A 17,137-nucleotide genomic window follows, 5' to 3' on the forward strand; every position below is an offset into this window, starting at 1 on the left:
TAGATCAAGATAACATTCTCCGATCGATACTATGATCGGAGGATATGAAACCCGCCTCCATCTTTTCCATTCCCCGTGAATTAAGCGGTCCGGATCGCCGGCATCGCAGGCATATGCTTGCCCGACTGGGGCTGGCATGGCTGGTTATGATGCAGGTCATGATGTTTGCTTTTCCCGGTTATCTTCGCGATGGCTACGTTGATGCGGAAACGGTGGACATGCTGGACACTGCCATCATTGTCATGAATTGGTGCAGCCTGGCGTTAACTTTGCCGCTGCTTCTTTATTGTGCCTGGCCGATCTGGCGTGGCTTTGTTGGAGGCAATCCGCAAGACGCCCATCAGCAATCCATGAATTGGCCCGTTGGCCTGGGCATTGTGGTAGCCTTTGTCCCCAGCGCTCTGGCGACCGTCCGCCATTCGGGCGAAGTCTATTTCGAATCTATCGCCATGTTCGTGGCGTTCGTGCTGACGGCACGCTATCTGGCGCTTGCCGCCACGCAGTCGGCAGGCGATGCGCTTGACCAACACTTCAATCAAGAATTCAGTCTGCTGGCCGACAAGGCTGACCGTATCGGCCTGTATTTTGTCAGTGTGCAAATAGCGCTTTCCATTGTGTCTGCGCTTGTCTGGTACTGGTATATTGATCCGGCCCATGCCTTGTCGGTACTGGTTGCGCTATTTGTCATGAGCTGTCCGTGCGCCATGGCCATGGCGGTTCCTTCTGCGCAGGCGGCGGCGCGCGCCATCATCCTTGGCAGCCCGGAGCTTAGCCAGCATGCCCTTGTCACCTTGAGTGCACAGACCGTTCGCGTTGCCCGCCGCGCGCTTTATGGCTCGTTCCTGTGGCATTTGCTGATGATCCCATTGGCCATGATCGGCCTGGTGCAGCCCTGGCTTGCCGCTATCACCATGCTGGTTTCATCGCTGGCAGTGGCGCTTTATGTCTGGCGCTTTTATAAAAACAATGCGAGCTGCGATCCTGTGAGGACAGCTGCGGTCGCCATCAACTCGTCTTCGGCCTAGCATCGCCATGGACGTGTTTTTCCTATTGGTCCTGCTGGCTTTTCTTTTCGTCATGTGCATTGGCGGCGTCCTGTATTGGGCGGTGATGTCGGGCCAGTTCGAAGACACTGACCAAAATGCAAACCTGATATTGCAGGACCAGGATGCTGACACCCGGTCGCATGATCACTAACGACGCGCGCTGGCAGCTGTCGTGAGCTCTGCTAAATCCTCGCTTTAAAACCTCGCTTTTAAAGCGTCGCTGCCGAAAACTGTTGTTTTCCCCGGACCCGCCCGGCGGACGATGCAGCGTTTTACGGCTGTTTCTTCAATGTCTTGGAGCCGCTTGATATTTGTCAAATGGCTGCGTCGGGATCAATTTAAGATTGAACAATAGGTTCATTTTAGGGGAAATGTTATGCGTGTCCAGAATGCGCGCTCCGCAGATGCGGAGATCTTCAATTATAAAGTTGTGCGGCAATTTACCATCATGACGGTTGTGTGGGGGATTGTCGGCATGTTTGTTGGTGTCTATATTGCTGCACAGCTGGTTTGGCCGGAACTTAACTTTGTCGACTGGCTCAGTTACGGTCGCTTGCGGCCACTGCATACCAATGCGGTCATTTTTGCCTTTGGCGGCAGTGCGCTTTTTGCCACTTCCTATTACGTCGTTCAGCGTACCTGTCAAACGCGGCTCTTTTGCGGGCCGCTGGCTTCTTTCACTTTCTGGGGATGGCAGCTGGTCATTGTGGCCGCGGCAATTACGCTGCCAGCCGGTTACACCACCAGCAAGGAATACGCCGAGCTTGAATGGCCGATAGATATTTTGATTACCCTGGTTTGGGTCGCCTATGCGATTGTGTTTTTTGGTACAGTAGCCAAACGCAAGATGAAGCACATCTATGTCGCAAACTGGTTCTATGGTTCGTTTATCCTGACAATCGCCATTTTGCATATCTTCAACAATATTGAATTGCCCTACAGCTGGTTCAATTCCTATTCCGTCTATGCAGGAGCACAGGATGCCATGGTGCAATGGTGGTATGGCCATAATGCTGTGGGGTTCTTCCTGACCACCAGTTTCCTGGGCATGATGTACTACTTCGTGCCGAAACAGGCCAACAGGCCGATCTATTCCTATCGACTTTCCATTGTTCACTTCTGGGCCCTGGCGTTCACCTATATGTGGGCCGGTCCCCACCATTTGCTTTACACTTCGCTGCCCGACTGGACGCAAAGCCTGGGCATGGCTTTTTCCCTGATCCTGCTGGCACCGTCATGGGGCGGCATGATCAACGGCATCATGACCCTGTCCGGCGCCTGGCATAAGCTGCGTACCGACCCTATCCTGAAGTTTCTGGTCGTGGCGCTGTCATTCTACGGTATGTCCACTTTTGAAGGCTCCATGATGTCCATCCGTACCGTGAATGCACTGTCGCACTACACGGAATGGACGGTTGCGCACGTGCACTCAGGCGCACTGGGATGGGTGGCCATGATTACCTTCGGCAGCCTGTACTACATGATTCCGCGCCTGTACGGCCGCCAGAGCATGTACAGCACATCACTGATCGAAGCGCACTTCTGGATGGCTACCATCGGTGTCGTTTTGTACATCGCATCCATGTGGATTGCCGGTGTGATGGAGGGGCTGATGTGGCGTTCAACTGAAGCCGACGGTACGCTGACCTACGCCTTCATCCAGGCCCTTGCATCCAAGTATGTGCTTTACCTCATTCGCATTGTGGGCGGACTGTGCTTCTTGAGCGGCGCGCTGGTCATGTTCTACAACATGATCATGACCATCAAGGGACTCAAGGGCGTCAATCCGCAAGTGCCCGAGTTTATCGGACACGATGCCCGCCTTGCTCAATCCGCTACTGCTGTATAAGAGATTTATCATGACGAATCAAAATAAGCGTTTATTCAGCCATGAAACACTGGAAAAAAATGTCGGGCTTCTGATTGTCTTTTCTATCCTCGTCGTTGCCTTTGCCGGTCTGGTGCAAATCGTACCGCTGTTTTTCCAGCACTATACAACAAAGGCCGCGCCCGGTATCCAGCCCTTGCAGCCATTACAGATCATCGGCCGGGATGTCTATATCAAGGAAGGCTGTGTCGGCTGTCATTCCCAACAGATCCGTACGCTGCAATCTGAAGTGTCCCGATATGGTCCTTATTCGGTGGCCGGCGAATTCGTCTATGACCATCCATTTCTGTGGGGGTCAAAACGTACCGGTCCCGACCTGGCTCGCGTTGGCGGCCGTTATTCCGATGACTGGCATCGTATTCATTTGCGCAATCCGCGTGATCTGGTTCCTGGATCCAATATGCCTGGCTATTACTGGCTGCAGCGCAAGGATGTATCCAAAGAAAACATTCAGGCCCGCATGAAGGCATTGCGCACGCTCGGTGTGCCTTATACAGACCAGCAGATCGCCGATGCGCCTGCAGCGCTCAAAGGCAAAACCGAAGAGGACGCTCTGGTTGCCTATTTGCAAAGTCTGGGCGTTGGCTATCTGTCGGCACTACGCGCAGAGCAAGACGCAGCAGCGTCCAATTAAACCAGGACCGGGACGGGCAAACGCATGGACATCCTTATCGGAGCAATGACTGTTGTATCTATTTTGACGTTTTTCGGAATCATCGCCTGGGCCTGGTCCAGGCATCGTGTGAACGATAACGAAGAGGCAGCGCGTTTGCCGTTTGCCGTCCCGGACGAAGAAACGACAAATCGTGGTGAAGGGTATAAAAAATGAGCGATTTTTTCAGTAATTCATGGAGTTATTACATTGCCATCGTGTCGCTGGCCGGTGTGGCATGGTGTGTGTGGCTGTTGTTTACGCAGCGTCGGTGGCTGAAGAACGCACCGCCGCAGGTTGAGGATACCGGCCATGTCTGGGACGAAGACCTGCGTGAACTCAATAATCCGGTTCCGCGGTGGTGGACGGTGATGTACCTCGGCCTTTGCGCCATTGCGTTGAGCATTATGGTACTGTATCCGGCGCTGGGCTCGTATCCGGGTCTGCTCGGCTTCACATCGGCCAAGCAGGTTGTTGCCAAGCGTCAAGAGCTGGCCGCACAGATCAAGCCTTTGTTTGACCGGTTCTCTGCATTGTCCGTAGAGGAACTGGCCGGCAACGCAGAGGCCAATGCCATCGGCAAGCGGCTGTTCCTGAACAACTGTGCGCAATGCCACGGCTCGGATGCCAAAGGCTCACCGAACTTTCCCAATCTGACCGATAATGACTGGCTCTATGGCGGCACACCCGAGGTAATAGTCAAGACCATTACCGATGGTCGCCATGGCATGATGGCGCCGCTTGCGGCAGCAATTACGCCTGCACAGGCCAACGAGATTGCCAACTATGTGCGTTCGCTGTCCGGGCTGACTAGTGATCCGACGTTGCTGTTAGCCGGAGAGGCAGGCTTTAAAAAAGTATGTTTCGCCTGTCACGGCATGGATGGCAAGGGGAACCAGGCGCTGGGCGCACCCAACCTGACTGATTCTATCTGGCTAGGCAGCAGTTCGAAAGAGAGCATTGTCAATACCATTCTGCACGGACGCGAGGGCGTGATGCCGGCGCAAAAACATATTCTGTCCCAAGATCAGATCCGCATGCTGGCAGCGTATGTTTGGGGCCTGTCCAACAAATAATGACGCACCGAAAAATGGCCAATCATGTCTGATAAGCAAGCAGTGCAGCCCGCCGCGCAGGACGCGGCCCCGGCCTGGCAGCCACCAAGAATGGTGCCGGCCCGCGCCGTTCCCGCCGACGACAGCAGTATGCAGGTCGAGGAAATCCGTGCAAAAATATATCCGCGGTCTGTGACGGGTGTATTTGCCAAATGGCGGATCATCTTGGTGATTGTGACTCAGGCGATATTTTATGGCTTGCCCTGGGTGCAGTGGGGTGGGCGCCAGGCGGTCCTGTTTGATCTGACAGAGCGCAAGTTCTATCTTTTTGGGATTGTGCTTTGGCCGCAGGATGTGTTTTACCTGGCGATCATTCTGATCATTTCGGCCTATGGGCTTTTTTTGTTTACCGCCCTGGCCGGTCGCCTGTTCTGTGGTTACGCCTGTCCGCAAACGGTTTATACCGAAATTTTTATGTGGATAGAGCGCAAGGTCGAAGGCGATCGGGTCGCCCGCATCCGTCTGGACGAGTCTGCCATGAGCTTGCGCAAGTTCAGGATAAAAGCGACCAAACATCTTTTATGGATCCTGATTGCCTGGTGGACCGGTTCAACATTCATCGGCTATTTTTCTCCGATCCGCGAACTGGGTACTGAACTGTTTCGTTTTGAACTCAGCTTTTGGCAATGGTTCTGGATGGTTTTTTACTCGTTTGCGACCTGGGGCAATGCCGGTTTTCTGCGCGAATCGGTTTGCAAGTATATGTGCCCATATGCACGTTTTCAAAGTGTGATGGTGGACAAGGACACCTTTGTGGTCACCTATGACCGGATCCGTGGCGAGCCGCGCGGACGTCGGTCCAAAAAAACAATCCCCAGTCAGGTCGGCCTGGGCGACTGCGTGGACTGTACCATCTGTGTACAGGTATGCCCTACGGGAATTGATATTCGCGATGGGCTGCAGTACATGTGCATTGGCTGTGGCGCCTGTATTGACGCTTGTGATCAGGTCATGGACAAGATGAACTACCCGCGCGGGCTGATTCGTTATACGTCCGAGAGCGGGATGCTTGATCGGCTGGACAATAAACAGGCCCGCAAGCGTTTGTTCAAACCTCGCATTTACGTTTACATTGGACTGCTGAGCATCTTCATCATCGGATTGGTGGTATCTCTGTCGATGCGCACGCCGCTAAGGGTCGATATCGTGCGCGACCGAGGTGTGCTTGGGCGTGAAGTGCCCGGTGGACTGATTGAAAACGTCTACCGCATTCAGATTATCAATATGTCGGAGAAAGACCAGAATTTCGCGGTGAAGGCGGTCTCCCGGGATATCCCAGCGGTAACGGTGCTGGCCGGTGATGACAATTCACAGCAGATTGCCGTACCGGCTTTTTCGAATCAGTGGATTCCGATCGTGATTCGTGTACCGGTAGAGGGCTCGGCAAAGGGCCTGCATCCATTGACACTGCTTATTGAAAACACGGATAAGACCGCGGACAAATTATCGGTTGAACAAGATACCACTTTTTTTGTCCCTCATTGACAAGGAGCGCAACAATGCAAGTGCAGGAACAAGATAGCGGGCCCTGGTACAAGGAACCCTGGCCGTGGTTATTGATGGCGGGGCCTTTTGTCGCCATTATCGGCTGCGTCGTCACGATTGTGCTGGCCTTTCAGAATAATCCTGATCGTGACGTGCGTCTGGATGCACGCAAGCACGGACTGATTGTTGTTCGCGACGGCGCAATGCCGGAGACATCTGCTGCGCCGGCTGCTGCTACAAATGCCGGGCGAGACTGATCATGCGTACTGTCATGTGGATACTCTGGCCGTCTTTTCTGGCGGCCGGATTCGCCAGCGGCGTTGTATTTGCGCTGGTCGACCCGCGCGATATTCCGCTGTTTGGGTATGTTCGCGTATCCAGCGAATTGGCGTACGCAGCTGGTTTTTTCCTGTTTTGGCTGACAGCCGCATTCTCCAGCACATTGAGCTTTTTTATTGCCAACAGTGGCAATCGGCTATCGCTTTTTACCCGGCAAATCGAACCGGAAGAATAAGCTGGCCGGATAAAGCACATCACTGGAGAGCCGCGCAGCAGGCTTTGGCGAAGCAAGCATTGTCGAAACAGGCATTCCCAAAACAGGCAATGTCCAAATATTCATTGGCGAAGCAGGCATTGATCAGGCCGGCACTGACGGGGATTATCCGTAGCTGTCGATCACACGCCTGATTTGGTTTGCGATCCGCTTACGCGTGGGTGAGTGTCCTGTCACGGGACCACTCGCGGGCAGATGCTCTGGCGGCTGGTAATCCGGTTGTGCGCCAAGATGACTCCGTGTAAACGGGCAGGCCAATCTAGCGTTGCTCGTGAGTGAGAAGCTAGGTGCAGACCGAGATTTTGGGCAGATCGGCGCGATGTGTGCTCTCGTTTTGAATCAATGTTTGCAGGCCGTTAAAATCCAGGATTCGCACTTCACGCTGATGAATGCGAATCAGGCCTTCCTTGGCAAATCGCGATAGCAGGCGACTGACCGTTTCAAGCGTCAGACCCAGATAATTACCAATTTCCTCGCGGCTCATTCTTAATAAATATTCGGTTCCGGAATAACCGAGGCAGGCAAAGCGCTGCGATAAATTAATCAGAAAGGCGGCCAGGCGCTGTTCTGAGCGCATGGCACCCAGAGACAAAACCACGCTGTGTGACCGGGAGATTTCTTGACTCATCAGGCGTGTCACGCGATAGGCCAGCGCAGGAATTTCCTTGGAAAGGTAATTCAGGTCATTCATGCGCATTACGCAGACCTCAGTATCCTCCATCGCAATGGCATTGGAGACATGCACATTTTCAGCAAGCGCATCAAGACCGATGATTTCTCCGGCAAAGACAAAACCAGTTATCTGCATATGGCCCGATTCGTTTTCCAGTTGCAGCTTCATGGATCCGGAACGGATGCTGTATAACGCAGTGAGTTTGTCTCCGGCCTTGAAAAACAGTGTGCCTTTAGGAATGCGGATTCTTTCTTTGACCAGCTCGTTCAGTCTTGCAGCGTCCTGTGCATTCAGACCCTGGGGCACACAAATGTGACCTAGCACACAAGTATTGCAGTAGACGGAATCCTTGTTCAGAAGCTGATGTTTTATCATGATAAGGGGCCGTGGCCTTGAAAACAGTCAAAAGTGCCGAAGCGGTGGTTAATTGTAGATTTTATGAGCGAGTAACGTAGCCGGATTGGTGCCGGCAGCAACATGGTATCGCCTGAACAGCAGGCCATCATCACGATGTGCGATGCAGGCGGGAGTATCTTGTGTAACCCCTCGTTTTTATTCATATATCTTTCTTACACATTATAACATAGTCACCGGCGTTTCATGGTTTCGGCCAGAAGGCAATGTTCAGACACCAGCGGCCAGCCCCCAGTTTGAAGTCGTCAGTTGGATAGCGGCAGCCGTCCGTGTTCAGGCAACAGCGATCAGCCGCAAGGGGCTAGCCTCCAACAGGAAATCGGCAGTCGCAAATCGTCAACCGCAAGCAGCCAAGCTCCAGTCTCCAGTCTCACGTCGCGATATCGCTCTTTGCTGCAAAGCCCGATGGCAGAGCGGCGCATTCGATCACCAATGGAACTCAGACCGCCAGATAGTCGGCGCTTGCCTGCGGGTCCTGGGCAAGCCCCTGCATGCTGCCTTCGTACTGGATCTGCCCTTTCTCCAGGATATAAACGCGATCACACACTTGTCGGGCAAAATCCATGTTCTGCTCTGACAGCAAAATGCTGACGCCCTGGTTTTTCAGGGCGTGCACCATGTTAATCATTTGCGCCACCACAATGGGAGCCACGCCTTCGGAAGGTTCATCCAGCAGCAGCAGGTAGGGATTGCCCATCAGCGTTCGCGCCACGGCAAGCATTTGCTGCTCGCCGCCACTCATCTGTCCGCCGCGGCGGGTCTGCATGGTGGCCAGATTCGGAAACAGGTCAAAAACCGAGTCGATCGTCCAGTGCGCAACAGGCTTCCCATCTGGCCAGAGGCGGGACGGCTGAGTGCCCGTGAGCAAATTTTCCATGACAGTCAGATCGGCAAAAATGCGTCGCTCTTCCGGTACGAAGCCGATCCCGGCCCGGGCGATCTGATACGATTTGCGCACTGAGATATCCTGGCCCATAAATCGAATCGTGCCCCGGCGATTGACTAATCCCATAATACTTTCGATGGTGGTTGATTTGCCGGCGCCGTTGCGGCCCATCAACGCGACAACTTCTCCTTTCCTGACGGTCAGATCGATGTCGAACAGAATGTGCGCGGCCCCGTACCAGGCATTCAGACCCTGCACCTGCAATAGCGCCTGCTCATGGTCAGAGGCCGGCGCGGACGGCGTATGCGTCATGATTGGGTGGCTCCTGTACAAGCGCGTTGGCCCGGGGAAAATGGCTGTGGCGCGTTACTGTCGGAATCACCTTGCAAACTGGGGCCGGTGCCAAAATAGACTTGCCGTACTTTGGGATCATCGCGGATCGCTTGTGCCGTGCCCTGGGCAATGAGCTGGCCGCGGGCGAGCACAAGTATTCGATCGGCAAAGCCGAACACAACGTCCATACTGTGTTCCGTAAACAATACCCCGGTGTTGCGGGCCTGTGCGATATCGCGTGTCAGAGCCATTAAGGCTTGTCGCTCGCCTGGCGCCATGCCGGCAGTCGGCTCATCCATCAGCAGCAAACGCGGCTCACTGGCCAGTGCCATGGCAAGCTCGACGCGTTTAATGTCGCCATAAGCCAGTTCCGAACATGGTCGATCAGCCTGAGCCAGCATGCCAACCTGCTCCAGCAGGGCGCAAGCGTCCTGCCGGTACAGCCTGTCGGCCGCTTGCCAGATGCAAAACGTGCGACGTCGATAGGAGAGCAGGGCATTCTGAATATTTTGCAGTACGGTAAATGAGTTGAACGTCGCGGCAATCTGGAACGTGCGGCCAACGCCTTTTTTCCAGATCCGTCGTGCCGGCAGATCGACGATGGACTCGCCGTCCAGCAGAATGCTGCCGCTGGTGACAGGCAACTGCCCGCCGATCATATTGAACGTCGTAGATTTACCGGCGCCATTTGGGCCGATCAGGGCCAGCAGCTCGCCAGCCTGCAGGCTGAAGCTGATGTCGTCCACGGCGATAAAATCACCGTAGCGCCGACTCAGATGGTTCACCTCAAGCAAGTTCATGATTGCCTTCCTGCGATTGCCGTAGGCCGCGTACGCCGCGTTCCTGAAAACCGTTGTCCGATCTGGCGTCCGAGGCCACCCAATCCTTGCGGAAAGAGCAAGACCAGTACCAGGATGATTAGACCGAATAGGCCCTTCCAGTATTCGGTGACACCAGTGATGTAGTCATGCAATACCACGTAGAACGCAGCACCGGTTAGTGGTCCGGTGATCGATTGTATGCCGCCCAGCAGCACCATGACCAGCCCGTCAATGGATTTGCTCACGTACAGTTCTTCGGGGGAGATACTGCCTTTGGAAAAGACAAAGAGGGCGCCAGCCAGGCCGGCGAAAAAGCCGGCTATCACAAACGCAATCCATTGGATGCGCTTGCTGTTGATGCCGATCGCGTCGCTGCGCTGTGCAGAATCGCGACTTGCCCTGAGTGCATATCCCAGGGGCGAAAACAGTAGCGCGCGCAGCGCCAATATGCCCAGCAGCACGACAGCGAGCACAAAGTAATAAAAATGTACAGGGTCTTCCAGCCAGGCCGAGGGCCAGATGCCAATCAGGCCGTTGGACCCGCCGGTTACGTCATTCCATTGATATGCCACGGACCAGGTGATCTGGGCAAAGGCCAGGGTGAGCATGGCCAGATAAATACCCGACAGGCGCACACAGAACCAGCCGTAAATCAGTGCGGCAACTGCGGCGGCAAAGGGCGCCAGGACAATCGCAAGTGACATGGGCAGCGCGTAGCGCTGCAATAGCAATGCGGCAGCATAGGCGCCTACGCCGTAATAAGCGGCGTGGCCGAAGGAATGCATCCCGCCGGCGCCCATGATGAAGTGGAGGCTGGCCGCGAACAGGACCGCGATGAGCATGTCCTGAATCAAGATAGGTAGATAGGGAAAAGTATCTGAGGCTAGCGGCACACAGATCAACGCTGCAACGAGACAGACGGCAGTGATTTTGAGACGCGGGCCGGCAGCAGCATACGGCGCTTCCGGTGCGCCGGTGTTTCTAGGCGTGCCGGTTCGGGCGCCAAACAGGCCCCATGGCTTGAAAATAAGAACAATAGCCATGATGAGAAACTCCACCACAAGCGTCAATTGCGGGAATGCAATATCGACGCCGAAAATCGGCACCGTACCCAGCCCAATGCACAAGGCCTTGACCTGAGCAATAATAAATGCGGCAACAAAGGCGCCGGAAATGGAACCCATGCCGCCGATCACCACGACAGCAAACGCGTCGCCGATAGTGAGCAGGTCAAGGGTGAGGCTGGCTGGCTCTGTGGGAAGTTGCAACGCACCGCCCAGGCCGGCCAGAAAAGCGCCCAGTGCAAATACGCCGGTAAACAGCCAGCTCTGGTTAACGCCAAGGGCTTCGAGCATCTGTCTGTCTTGCGTTGCGGCGCGGATCAGCGTGCCCCAGCGGGTGCGATTGAGTAACAGCCATAGCAGTAGCAACACTAGCGGACCGATGATGATCAGCAACAAATTATAGGTAGGAAACTGGCGTCCGAAAATCGCGACCGATCCCGATAATCCTGGCGCCTGCGGACCCAGAAGGTCTTCCGGGCCCCATACCCACAGCGCCAGATCACTGAGAATCAGAACCAGCGCGAACGTGGCAAGCAACTGAAATAGTTCGGGTGCCTGGTAGACACGCCTCAGTATCAAAACTTCAATAATGGCGCCTAGAACGCCAATCAGCACGGCTGCTAAGAGTAGGGCAAGCCAGAAGCCGCCGGCGTTGGCGGGCAGGACCTGGGTAGTCAGGCTATAGGCAAAATATAGGCCGAGCATATACAGCGAGCCATGCGCAAAATTGACAATGCGACTGACACCAAAAATCAGCGACAGCCCGCAAGCCACCATAAATAGCGATGAGGTGCCGGCCATCCCGTTAAGAAACAGTACGGCAAGAGCGGTCAAGTCCATGCGCGGTCCTGTCTACGCAATCGTGCCTGACCCATGCCTGCCGCTTGAACCATTCTCATGCTGCTCACTTTTGCGGGCGCATTTTTCCGACCTGCGCGTCATCGGGCTGAACGGTTGCGCCATCGACATATCGTATGTCGGTCATGATGCCTTTGCCGTCCTTGATCCCCAGTTTGCCAACATACGCGCCAAGGGTCGATTGATGATCCTGCTTGCGATAGGAGATGGGGCCGAAGGGTGACATGACCTCAAGGCCGGCAAATGCCTTGCGTATGGCGTCAGTATCCGTTGCGCCGGCCTTGCGAAAACCTTCGGCCAGTGATTTGATTGCCATATACCCGACAATGGAGCCCAGGCGCGGATAATCGTTAAAGCGCTTCTGATAGGCATCAAGAAATGCTTTGTGTTCGGGTGTATCGATAAATTGCCAGGGATAGCCGGTCACAATCCAGCCTTCGGGCGTGTCTGTCCCCAGCGTATCGAGGTATTCGGGTTCTCCGGTCAACAGGCTTACCACCGGCATGTCTTCAAAGAATTTACGGGTGGCGCCGGCGCGGGCAAACTTGGTGATATCGGGGCCGAACAACACATTGAATATGGCGTCTGGCTTGGCCTCACCCAATGCCTGGATGACACTGCCGGCATCCACCTTGTTCAGCGGCGTGGCCTGATCAGCCACGAATTGAACATCGGGTTGCGCCTGCTTCAATAGCGTTTTGAACGTTTCTACTGCCGACTGACCGTATTCATAATTTGGGTAGACCAGGGCCCACCGTTTTTTATTGAGTTTGGCAGCTTCCGGCACCAGCATTGCTACCTGCATATAGGTGGACGCGCGCAACCGAAACGTATAATCGTTGCCGTCAGCCCAGACCAGCTTGTCGGTCAATGGTTCGCTGGCCAGATAAAACACTTTTCTGTGTGCTGCAAAATCGGCCAGCGCCAGCCCGATATTGGACAGAAAGCCGCCGGTCAGGGCATGAACTTTATCCCGGGTGATAAGCGCCTGTGCTTCCTTGATGGCGTTGCCCTGGTTGCCAGCATCATCACGGGTAATGATCCTTATCTTGCGCCCATTGATGCCACCATCCTGATTGGCCTGCTCGGCAGCCAGCACCATGCCGTTTTTATATGGCTCAAGAAAGGCCGGGAAAATTTTGTAGCTGTTGATCTCTCCAATGCGTATTTCATCCGACTGCGCATGGGCCGCGGGTGTCATGGCCAGACATGCCATTACACTTGTAATGACAGCCAGCAACCTTCTCTGAACCCCTTTTTGCATGATTTCTCCTGATTTCACCTGGTTTTTTGATGTATTGCTAAGTGTAATTTAGTTACCGTCAGTTTGATCAATAATATGGCAGGGGCGACGTTTTTTTGAAGAACGCCTGCTTTGGCTTTTGCCCGAACCAGCCTCCGGGCGGGTGCGCCAACGGAAGCCGTGACGTCTTGCATGAAAAATGCCGCGAATTTAGCCTATAATTCACCGTCTGATCGACCCAGGTTTTTCAGTGATCTCGTACCGTGATCTCGTACAAAAATCTGTCGCCGGACTGATCGGTCGTTGTGCGCCATGTCGCAGCAATACCATTACCTTTTTCTTCCTGAAGGACTTTCACTATGTCGTGGCAATTGTGGTCGGCGTTTTTCCTGGCATGCTGGATCATCAGCATTTCGCCCGGAGCCGGCGCGATTGCTTCCATGTCAACGGGTCTCAATCATGGGCTTCGTCTTGGTCTTTGGAATATCCTGGGGCTGCAATTGGCGCTGGCCACCCAGATTGCCATTGTGGCCGCGGGAGTCGGCGTACTGCTGACTACCACGAGCTGGGCCTTCGCACTGATCAAATGGTTCGGCGTGTTTTACCTACTCTATCTGGCATGGCAGCAATGGCGGGCGCCGGTGCGTGTCATACAACTTGATGCCAGGCTGCCCGATGTGCCTATACACCGATTGGTATTGCGCGGCTTCCTGGTCAATATGAGCAATCCCAAGGCGATGGTGTTTTTGCTCGCGGTGTTACCCCAGTTTATCGATCCGCGTGCGCCGCTGGCGCAGCAATACGTTGTGATGGGTCTCACAATGACAGTTGTGGATGTCATTGTTATGAGTGGCTATACCTGGCTGGCGGCAAAAATTCTGCGTTTGATGCATTCTGCAAAACAGCAAAAAACGCTCAATCGCGGATTTGCCGGCTTGTTCACATTGGCAGCCGGTTTGCTGTCTCTTGTTCATCAGGCCGGTAAATAAATTCAATAAACCGCAACCGCTTCGAAGATCGGTTCAAGTCTGTGCTCAGTGCCTGGGTCGACTGGTCAAAATGATAAACAGACGACCACAATGTGCAAACAGACGGCTATTTGCCAGCTTATTGCGCAGCCAGGCCTGCCTGCTCAATAATTGCCCGATTGTTGCGAGACTCTTGCTCAATCACTCGCTGAAACTGTTCCGCTTTTCCTCCGCTTGGGATATTGCCTGATTGCCTTAGGCTTTCTGCGATCTGCGGGTCGTGCAAAGCGGCGTCAAATGCCTTGTTCAGTATTTCGATCACTTCGTTGGGCGTGCCCGCAGGGGCAACAATGCCGAAGTTGGATTTCAGGTTCGCCTTGGGCTGGCCAAGTTCCGTGAACGTCGGTACGTCAGACAGGCCCTCAATGCGCTCGTCCGCACCAATAGCCAGCGCGTGCAGCTTGCCTGCCTTGATGTTTTCAATCAAGGTTGCCGATACATTGGTCGAGAAAATTTCGAATTGGCCGCCCAGCGCATCGTTCATCTGCTGGCTGCCGCCCTTATAGGGAATCAGGTTCATGTCCAGCCCCGCATCGTGCGAAATTTGACCGAACATGATGTGGCCAATAGTGCCCATTCCGGAGGTCGCCCAGCGCATGCTGCCCGGCGCCTGTTTCGCGGCGTCGATAAAGCCGTTGAAGTCCTTGGCCTTGAGCGCTTGCGTACCCAGAAGCACAACCGGAGAATACATGACGCCAATTACTGGTGTCACGGCTTTCTCGGGAGTGTAACTGACTTTGGAGAAGTACGGCGTCAGTGTCAGCGGGCTGGTCGCGGAAAAGGCCAGTGTGTAGCCATCAGGCCTGGCACGGGAGACCTCGGCGATATTGATCGTGCCGCCTGCGCCTGGACGATTTTCCACGACGACGGGTACCTTGAGCGTCACGGCTACTTTTTCAGCCAGTTTGCGCGCAACCACATCACTGAGACCGCCAGCCGGGTAGTCAACCGACAGACGGATTGTCTTTTCCGGAAAATCACCCGCAGTGGCAAAAGGCATGATTGCAGCTGCGATTGCAAAAGCAATAAATCGTTGAAAGGACCGGGAAGAGGTAAAGGGCGTTGTCATGTTGGAATAAGAAAAGGATGAATAACGAAAGTGGCGCCATAGCGCCGTCAGCAGGCTTGCTGTGTCTGAAGCGATTATATGACAGATGACATCGCTTTCCGTTGCTGTTGCCGGAAGGACGCACACGTGATACCGGCTAATCAGGGAAAGAATCGGCGCACCGTATTCGTCTGTTCGGCGCCATTCTTATTGGTCTGAAGTGTTTTTACAACAGCCAATCGTTTTCTTTTGATTTTTTGAAAAAAATGGCGTTGTCTACTAGTCTTTTCTGAAAGGAATCTATATAATCCTTGTCTTAGCTCTTAAACAGTAAACAGCAGTTTTCTGTTTTGCCCAGGTGGCGGAATTGGTAGACGCGCATGGTTCAGGTCCATGTGCCTTCGGGTGTGGGGGTTCGAGTCCCCCCTTGGGCACCACTGATTTTTGTGATTGTTATTTAAAACGGTCGTAAATATCAGGCAATAATTTCCGGTAATTTCCAGACAATTATCATTGTCGGCGCTAGGCCAACTCGGGTGCTAGCATACTCCCTAATCGATTGATTGACGGCTCTACTCATAACGGGGGATGGCATTCACCGATGCTACGCCAAAATCGGGCTATCGGTATTGACCAAACTTGACTAAACCCCACCTTCCAACCGAATTGAGCCTATACTCGTAAGCGGTCATTTCCAAAATTCCTAAACTCATGCTTACGACGCGAACGCATGTCCATTTTAGTAGGGAAGCCTTCGGTGATGTCGCTGGATTTGGAAAAAACACAACTTCGCAATCGACTCATGCCACGCCATGAGTGTGCTGGCCAGCATGTGTGCCACCTCTGGAAAAATTTCCCCAGCTGCGTATGCAGCCCAAGCAGCGTCTTCAGGCTTGCCGGACCTGAATATTGTTCATGACCAAAAATCCGTTTCGTTTTTCTAAGAATAAAAATCGTGACCAATATGAGTACAGACGACAATGTTAGTCGTTTTGTTCCTGGCCGGGATGAAATGCTGGGACCGCTTTCAGAGGCCGAGAGCGTCGCTCATATACACATCGCATCAGGGTTGGTTTCATTAGCGTGCTACAACGATATGTAGCAACTAAGCCGGTATCGGCTGATAGCCGGCAACCCGTCCGCCCATGTCGCTTCCTTGTTATAAAATTTCAAGGTCGTGATGAACGACACTTCCCAATGAAAATTGATTATGCTAGAATTTTGCGCCGCCCGACGGTTGTCAGCTGCGAGGCAACGGGACGAATTAGTTAAGTTACATCCGATGTACAAAGGAGCATGAAATATGAAACTGGCCGAAGCCCTGGCATTACGCGCAGATAGCCAGACACGCCTGGCGCAGCTCAAGGCGCGCCTGTTGCGCAACGCCACTGTGCAGGAAGGGGAGTCGCCCGCTGAAGACCCCAAACTGTTGCTGGCACAATACGACGAGCTTTCGGCCGAACTGGTGCAGTTGATTCGTCGTATCAACCAGACCAACTCAGCAACCACGGTGGCAGGAAAAACCATGACCGAGGCATTGGCCGAGCGGGATATCCTTAAGCAGCGGCATGCGACCTATACTGATTTGACTGAAGCGGGCACCATTTCACGCTCGGTTGTCACCCGCTCAGAGGTGAGGTTCAAAAGCACTATCGATGTCGCTGCGGTGCAGAAGCAGGCCGATTTGCTGGCAAGAACCATACGCGAACTGGATGCGCGCATTCAGGAGGTGAACTGGCAGGTGAGTCTGCAGGATTGACAAAACGCCGGTAACCGGCGGCGATGCGAACGCAACCCTTTCCAGCGGGGTAAGCTGGAGCATAGTGGTGCAAGGGGCTGCACCGTGGGCTTAGGCCCGACTATTTACAACGCATGCCCAGCATTCTTACACCAGTACGCAGCACGTTTCACACATACAACCACGCGTTGGTCGCCATTCGGTGAGGGTGGGTCAGGGGATTCAATGCATCAACTGTGCATTGGGTGTTTTGTCAGTAATCACGTCCAAAAAAAGCAAATACCTTCCAAAA

Annotated in this window: 17 protein-coding genes and 1 tRNA gene; 12 read left to right on the plus strand and 6 right to left on the minus strand. The window is 53.9% G+C overall.

From position 1 onward, the window contains the following. Window positions 1-44 precede the first annotated feature (44 nt). The 9 genes from CAP48_RS10325 to CAP48_RS10365 all read left to right on the plus strand — a co-directional run bounded on the left by CAP48_RS10325 (window position 45) and on the right by CAP48_RS10365 (window position 6,700). Window positions 45-1,025, plus strand: coding sequence for a hypothetical protein (locus CAP48_RS10325; protein ID WP_100696165.1), 981 nt, complete (start codon window positions 45-47; stop codon window positions 1,023-1,025). Between the two features lie 7 nt (window positions 1,026-1,032). Next, window positions 1,033-1,197 (plus strand): cbb3-type cytochrome oxidase assembly protein CcoS, encoded by a 165-nt coding sequence (ccoS, locus tag CAP48_RS10330; protein ID WP_100696167.1) that lies wholly within the window; start codon window positions 1,033-1,035, stop codon window positions 1,195-1,197. Window positions 1,198-1,422: 225 nt separating this feature from the next. Then, window positions 1,423-2,895: a cytochrome-c oxidase, cbb3-type subunit I gene (ccoN, locus tag CAP48_RS10335; RefSeq protein WP_100696169.1), complete on the plus strand. Its 1,473-nt coding sequence runs from the start codon at window positions 1,423-1,425 to the stop codon at window positions 2,893-2,895. Between the two features lie 10 nt (window positions 2,896-2,905). Next, entirely contained in the window at window positions 2,906-3,568 is a 663-nt protein-coding gene (ccoO, locus tag CAP48_RS10340; protein WP_100696171.1) for a cytochrome-c oxidase, cbb3-type subunit II, read from the plus strand. A gap of 24 nt (window positions 3,569-3,592) precedes the next feature. Further along, window positions 3,593-3,763 carry a CcoQ/FixQ family Cbb3-type cytochrome c oxidase assembly chaperone gene (locus tag CAP48_RS10345; RefSeq protein ID WP_100696173.1) on the plus strand — a complete coding sequence of 57 codons (171 nt, stop codon included), beginning with the start codon at window positions 3,593-3,595 and terminating at the stop codon, window positions 3,761-3,763. Continuing rightward, window positions 3,760-4,662 (plus strand): cytochrome-c oxidase, cbb3-type subunit III, encoded by a 903-nt coding sequence (gene ccoP, locus CAP48_RS10350; RefSeq protein ID WP_100696175.1) that lies wholly within the window; start codon window positions 3,760-3,762, stop codon window positions 4,660-4,662. Before CAP48_RS10345 ends, ccoP begins: the two co-directional genes overlap by 4 nt. Window positions 4,663-4,686: 24 nt before the next feature. Further along, on the plus strand, window positions 4,687-6,186 hold the full coding sequence (gene ccoG / locus CAP48_RS10355) for a cytochrome c oxidase accessory protein CcoG (RefSeq protein WP_100696177.1): 1,500 nt from the start codon (window positions 4,687-4,689) through the stop codon (window positions 6,184-6,186). Between the two features lie 14 nt (window positions 6,187-6,200). Further along, window positions 6,201-6,443, plus strand: coding sequence for a FixH family protein (locus tag CAP48_RS10360; RefSeq protein ID WP_100696179.1), 243 nt, complete (start codon window positions 6,201-6,203; stop codon window positions 6,441-6,443). A gap of 2 nt (window positions 6,444-6,445) precedes the next feature. Beyond that, window positions 6,446-6,700: a hypothetical protein gene (locus CAP48_RS10365; RefSeq protein ID WP_100696181.1), complete on the plus strand. Its 255-nt coding sequence runs from the start codon at window positions 6,446-6,448 to the stop codon at window positions 6,698-6,700. A gap of 322 nt (window positions 6,701-7,022) precedes the next feature. Here the strand turns inward: CAP48_RS10365 and CAP48_RS10370 are convergent, their stop codons facing one another. The 5 genes from CAP48_RS10370 to CAP48_RS10390 all read right to left on the minus strand — a co-directional run bounded on the left by CAP48_RS10370 (window position 7,023) and on the right by CAP48_RS10390 (window position 13,004). Next, a complete protein-coding gene (locus tag CAP48_RS10370; RefSeq protein WP_100696183.1) occupies window positions 7,023-7,787 on the minus strand; it encodes a helix-turn-helix domain-containing protein in 765 nt (254 codons plus the stop codon). Between the two features lie 478 nt (window positions 7,788-8,265). Next, the gene (locus CAP48_RS10375; protein ID WP_100696185.1) at window positions 8,266-9,024 is read right to left on the minus strand and encodes an ABC transporter ATP-binding protein; all 759 of its coding nucleotides are present in this window, start codon (window positions 9,022-9,024) and stop codon (window positions 8,266-8,268) included. After that, a complete protein-coding gene (locus CAP48_RS10380; protein WP_100696187.1) occupies window positions 9,021-9,845 on the minus strand; it encodes an ABC transporter ATP-binding protein in 825 nt (274 codons plus the stop codon). Before CAP48_RS10380 ends, CAP48_RS10375 begins: the two co-directional genes overlap by 4 nt. After that, window positions 9,842-11,770, minus strand: a complete 1,929-nt coding sequence (locus tag CAP48_RS10385; protein ID WP_100696189.1) for an ABC transporter permease — start codon at window positions 11,768-11,770, stop codon at window positions 9,842-9,844. Before CAP48_RS10385 ends, CAP48_RS10380 begins: the two co-directional genes overlap by 4 nt. Window positions 11,771-11,834: 64 nt before the next feature. Continuing rightward, on the minus strand, window positions 11,835-13,004 hold the full coding sequence (locus CAP48_RS10390) for an ABC transporter substrate-binding protein (protein ID WP_369806348.1): 1,170 nt from the start codon (window positions 13,002-13,004) through the stop codon (window positions 11,835-11,837). Window positions 13,005-13,390: 386 nt separating this feature from the next. Between CAP48_RS10390 and CAP48_RS10395 the strand changes: the two genes are divergently transcribed. Continuing rightward, window positions 13,391-14,020: a LysE family transporter gene (locus CAP48_RS10395; RefSeq protein WP_100696191.1), complete on the plus strand. Its 630-nt coding sequence runs from the start codon at window positions 13,391-13,393 to the stop codon at window positions 14,018-14,020. A 118-nt stretch (window positions 14,021-14,138) separates the two neighbouring features. Here the strand turns inward: CAP48_RS10395 and CAP48_RS10400 are convergent, their stop codons facing one another. Further along, a complete protein-coding gene (locus CAP48_RS10400) occupies window positions 14,139-15,059 on the minus strand; it encodes a tripartite tricarboxylate transporter substrate binding protein (protein WP_242444382.1) in 921 nt (306 codons plus the stop codon). 400 nt (window positions 15,060-15,459) lie between these two features. On the opposite strand from CAP48_RS10400, the gene CAP48_RS10405 reads away from it, so the two are divergent. Next, window positions 15,460-15,544: transfer RNA gene (locus CAP48_RS10405), tRNA-Leu, on the plus strand. A gap of 866 nt (window positions 15,545-16,410) precedes the next feature. Beyond that, window positions 16,411-16,866, plus strand: coding sequence for a DIP1984 family protein (locus tag CAP48_RS10410; RefSeq protein WP_100696195.1), 456 nt, complete (start codon window positions 16,411-16,413; stop codon window positions 16,864-16,866). Window positions 16,867-17,137 lie beyond the last annotated feature (271 nt).

The organism is Advenella sp. S44 (genome assembly GCF_002810445.1).
GTDB lineage: Bacteria > Pseudomonadota > Gammaproteobacteria > Burkholderiales > Burkholderiaceae_B > Advenella.

What these genes read in the sequence shown, in the direction of transcription:
- CAP48_RS10360 (WP_100696179.1), top strand. Translation starts at nt 6,201, where the DNA reads ATGCAAGTGCAGGAACAAGATAGCGGGCCCTGGTACAAGGAACCCTGG.
- ccoG (WP_100696177.1), top strand. Translation starts at nt 4,687, where the DNA reads ATGTCTGATAAGCAAGCAGTGCAGCCCGCCGCGCAGGACGCGGCCCCG.
- CAP48_RS10365 (WP_100696181.1), top strand. Translation starts at nt 6,446, where the DNA reads ATGCGTACTGTCATGTGGATACTCTGGCCGTCTTTTCTGGCGGCCGGA.
- CAP48_RS10390 (WP_369806348.1), bottom strand. Translation starts at nt 13,004, where the DNA reads ATGGCATGTCTGGCCATGACACCCGCGGCCCATGCGCAGTCGGATGAA.
- CAP48_RS10325 (WP_100696165.1), top strand. Translation starts at nt 45, where the DNA reads ATGAAACCCGCCTCCATCTTTTCCATTCCCCGTGAATTAAGCGGTCCG.
- CAP48_RS10380 (WP_100696187.1), bottom strand. Translation starts at nt 9,845, where the DNA reads ATGAACTTGCTTGAGGTGAACCATCTGAGTCGGCGCTACGGTGATTTT.
- CAP48_RS10345 (WP_100696173.1), top strand. Translation starts at nt 3,593, where the DNA reads ATGGACATCCTTATCGGAGCAATGACTGTTGTATCTATTTTGACGTTT.
- CAP48_RS10370 (WP_100696183.1), bottom strand. Translation starts at nt 7,787, where the DNA reads ATGATAAAACATCAGCTTCTGAACAAGGATTCCGTCTACTGCAATACT.
- ccoN (WP_100696169.1), top strand. Translation starts at nt 1,423, where the DNA reads ATGCGTGTCCAGAATGCGCGCTCCGCAGATGCGGAGATCTTCAATTAT.
- CAP48_RS10410 (WP_100696195.1), top strand. Translation starts at nt 16,411, where the DNA reads ATGAAACTGGCCGAAGCCCTGGCATTACGCGCAGATAGCCAGACACGC.
- CAP48_RS10395 (WP_100696191.1), top strand. Translation starts at nt 13,391, where the DNA reads ATGTCGTGGCAATTGTGGTCGGCGTTTTTCCTGGCATGCTGGATCATC.
- ccoS (WP_100696167.1), top strand. Translation starts at nt 1,033, where the DNA reads ATGGACGTGTTTTTCCTATTGGTCCTGCTGGCTTTTCTTTTCGTCATG.
- ccoP (WP_100696175.1), top strand. Translation starts at nt 3,760, where the DNA reads ATGAGCGATTTTTTCAGTAATTCATGGAGTTATTACATTGCCATCGTG.
- CAP48_RS10375 (WP_100696185.1), bottom strand. Translation starts at nt 9,024, where the DNA reads ATGACGCATACGCCGTCCGCGCCGGCCTCTGACCATGAGCAGGCGCTA.
- CAP48_RS10400 (WP_242444382.1), bottom strand. Translation starts at nt 15,059, where the DNA reads ATGCCTTTTGCCACTGCGGGTGATTTTCCGGAAAAGACAATCCGTCTG.
- CAP48_RS10385 (WP_100696189.1), bottom strand. Translation starts at nt 11,770, where the DNA reads ATGGACTTGACCGCTCTTGCCGTACTGTTTCTTAACGGGATGGCCGGC.
- ccoO (WP_100696171.1), top strand. Translation starts at nt 2,906, where the DNA reads ATGACGAATCAAAATAAGCGTTTATTCAGCCATGAAACACTGGAAAAA.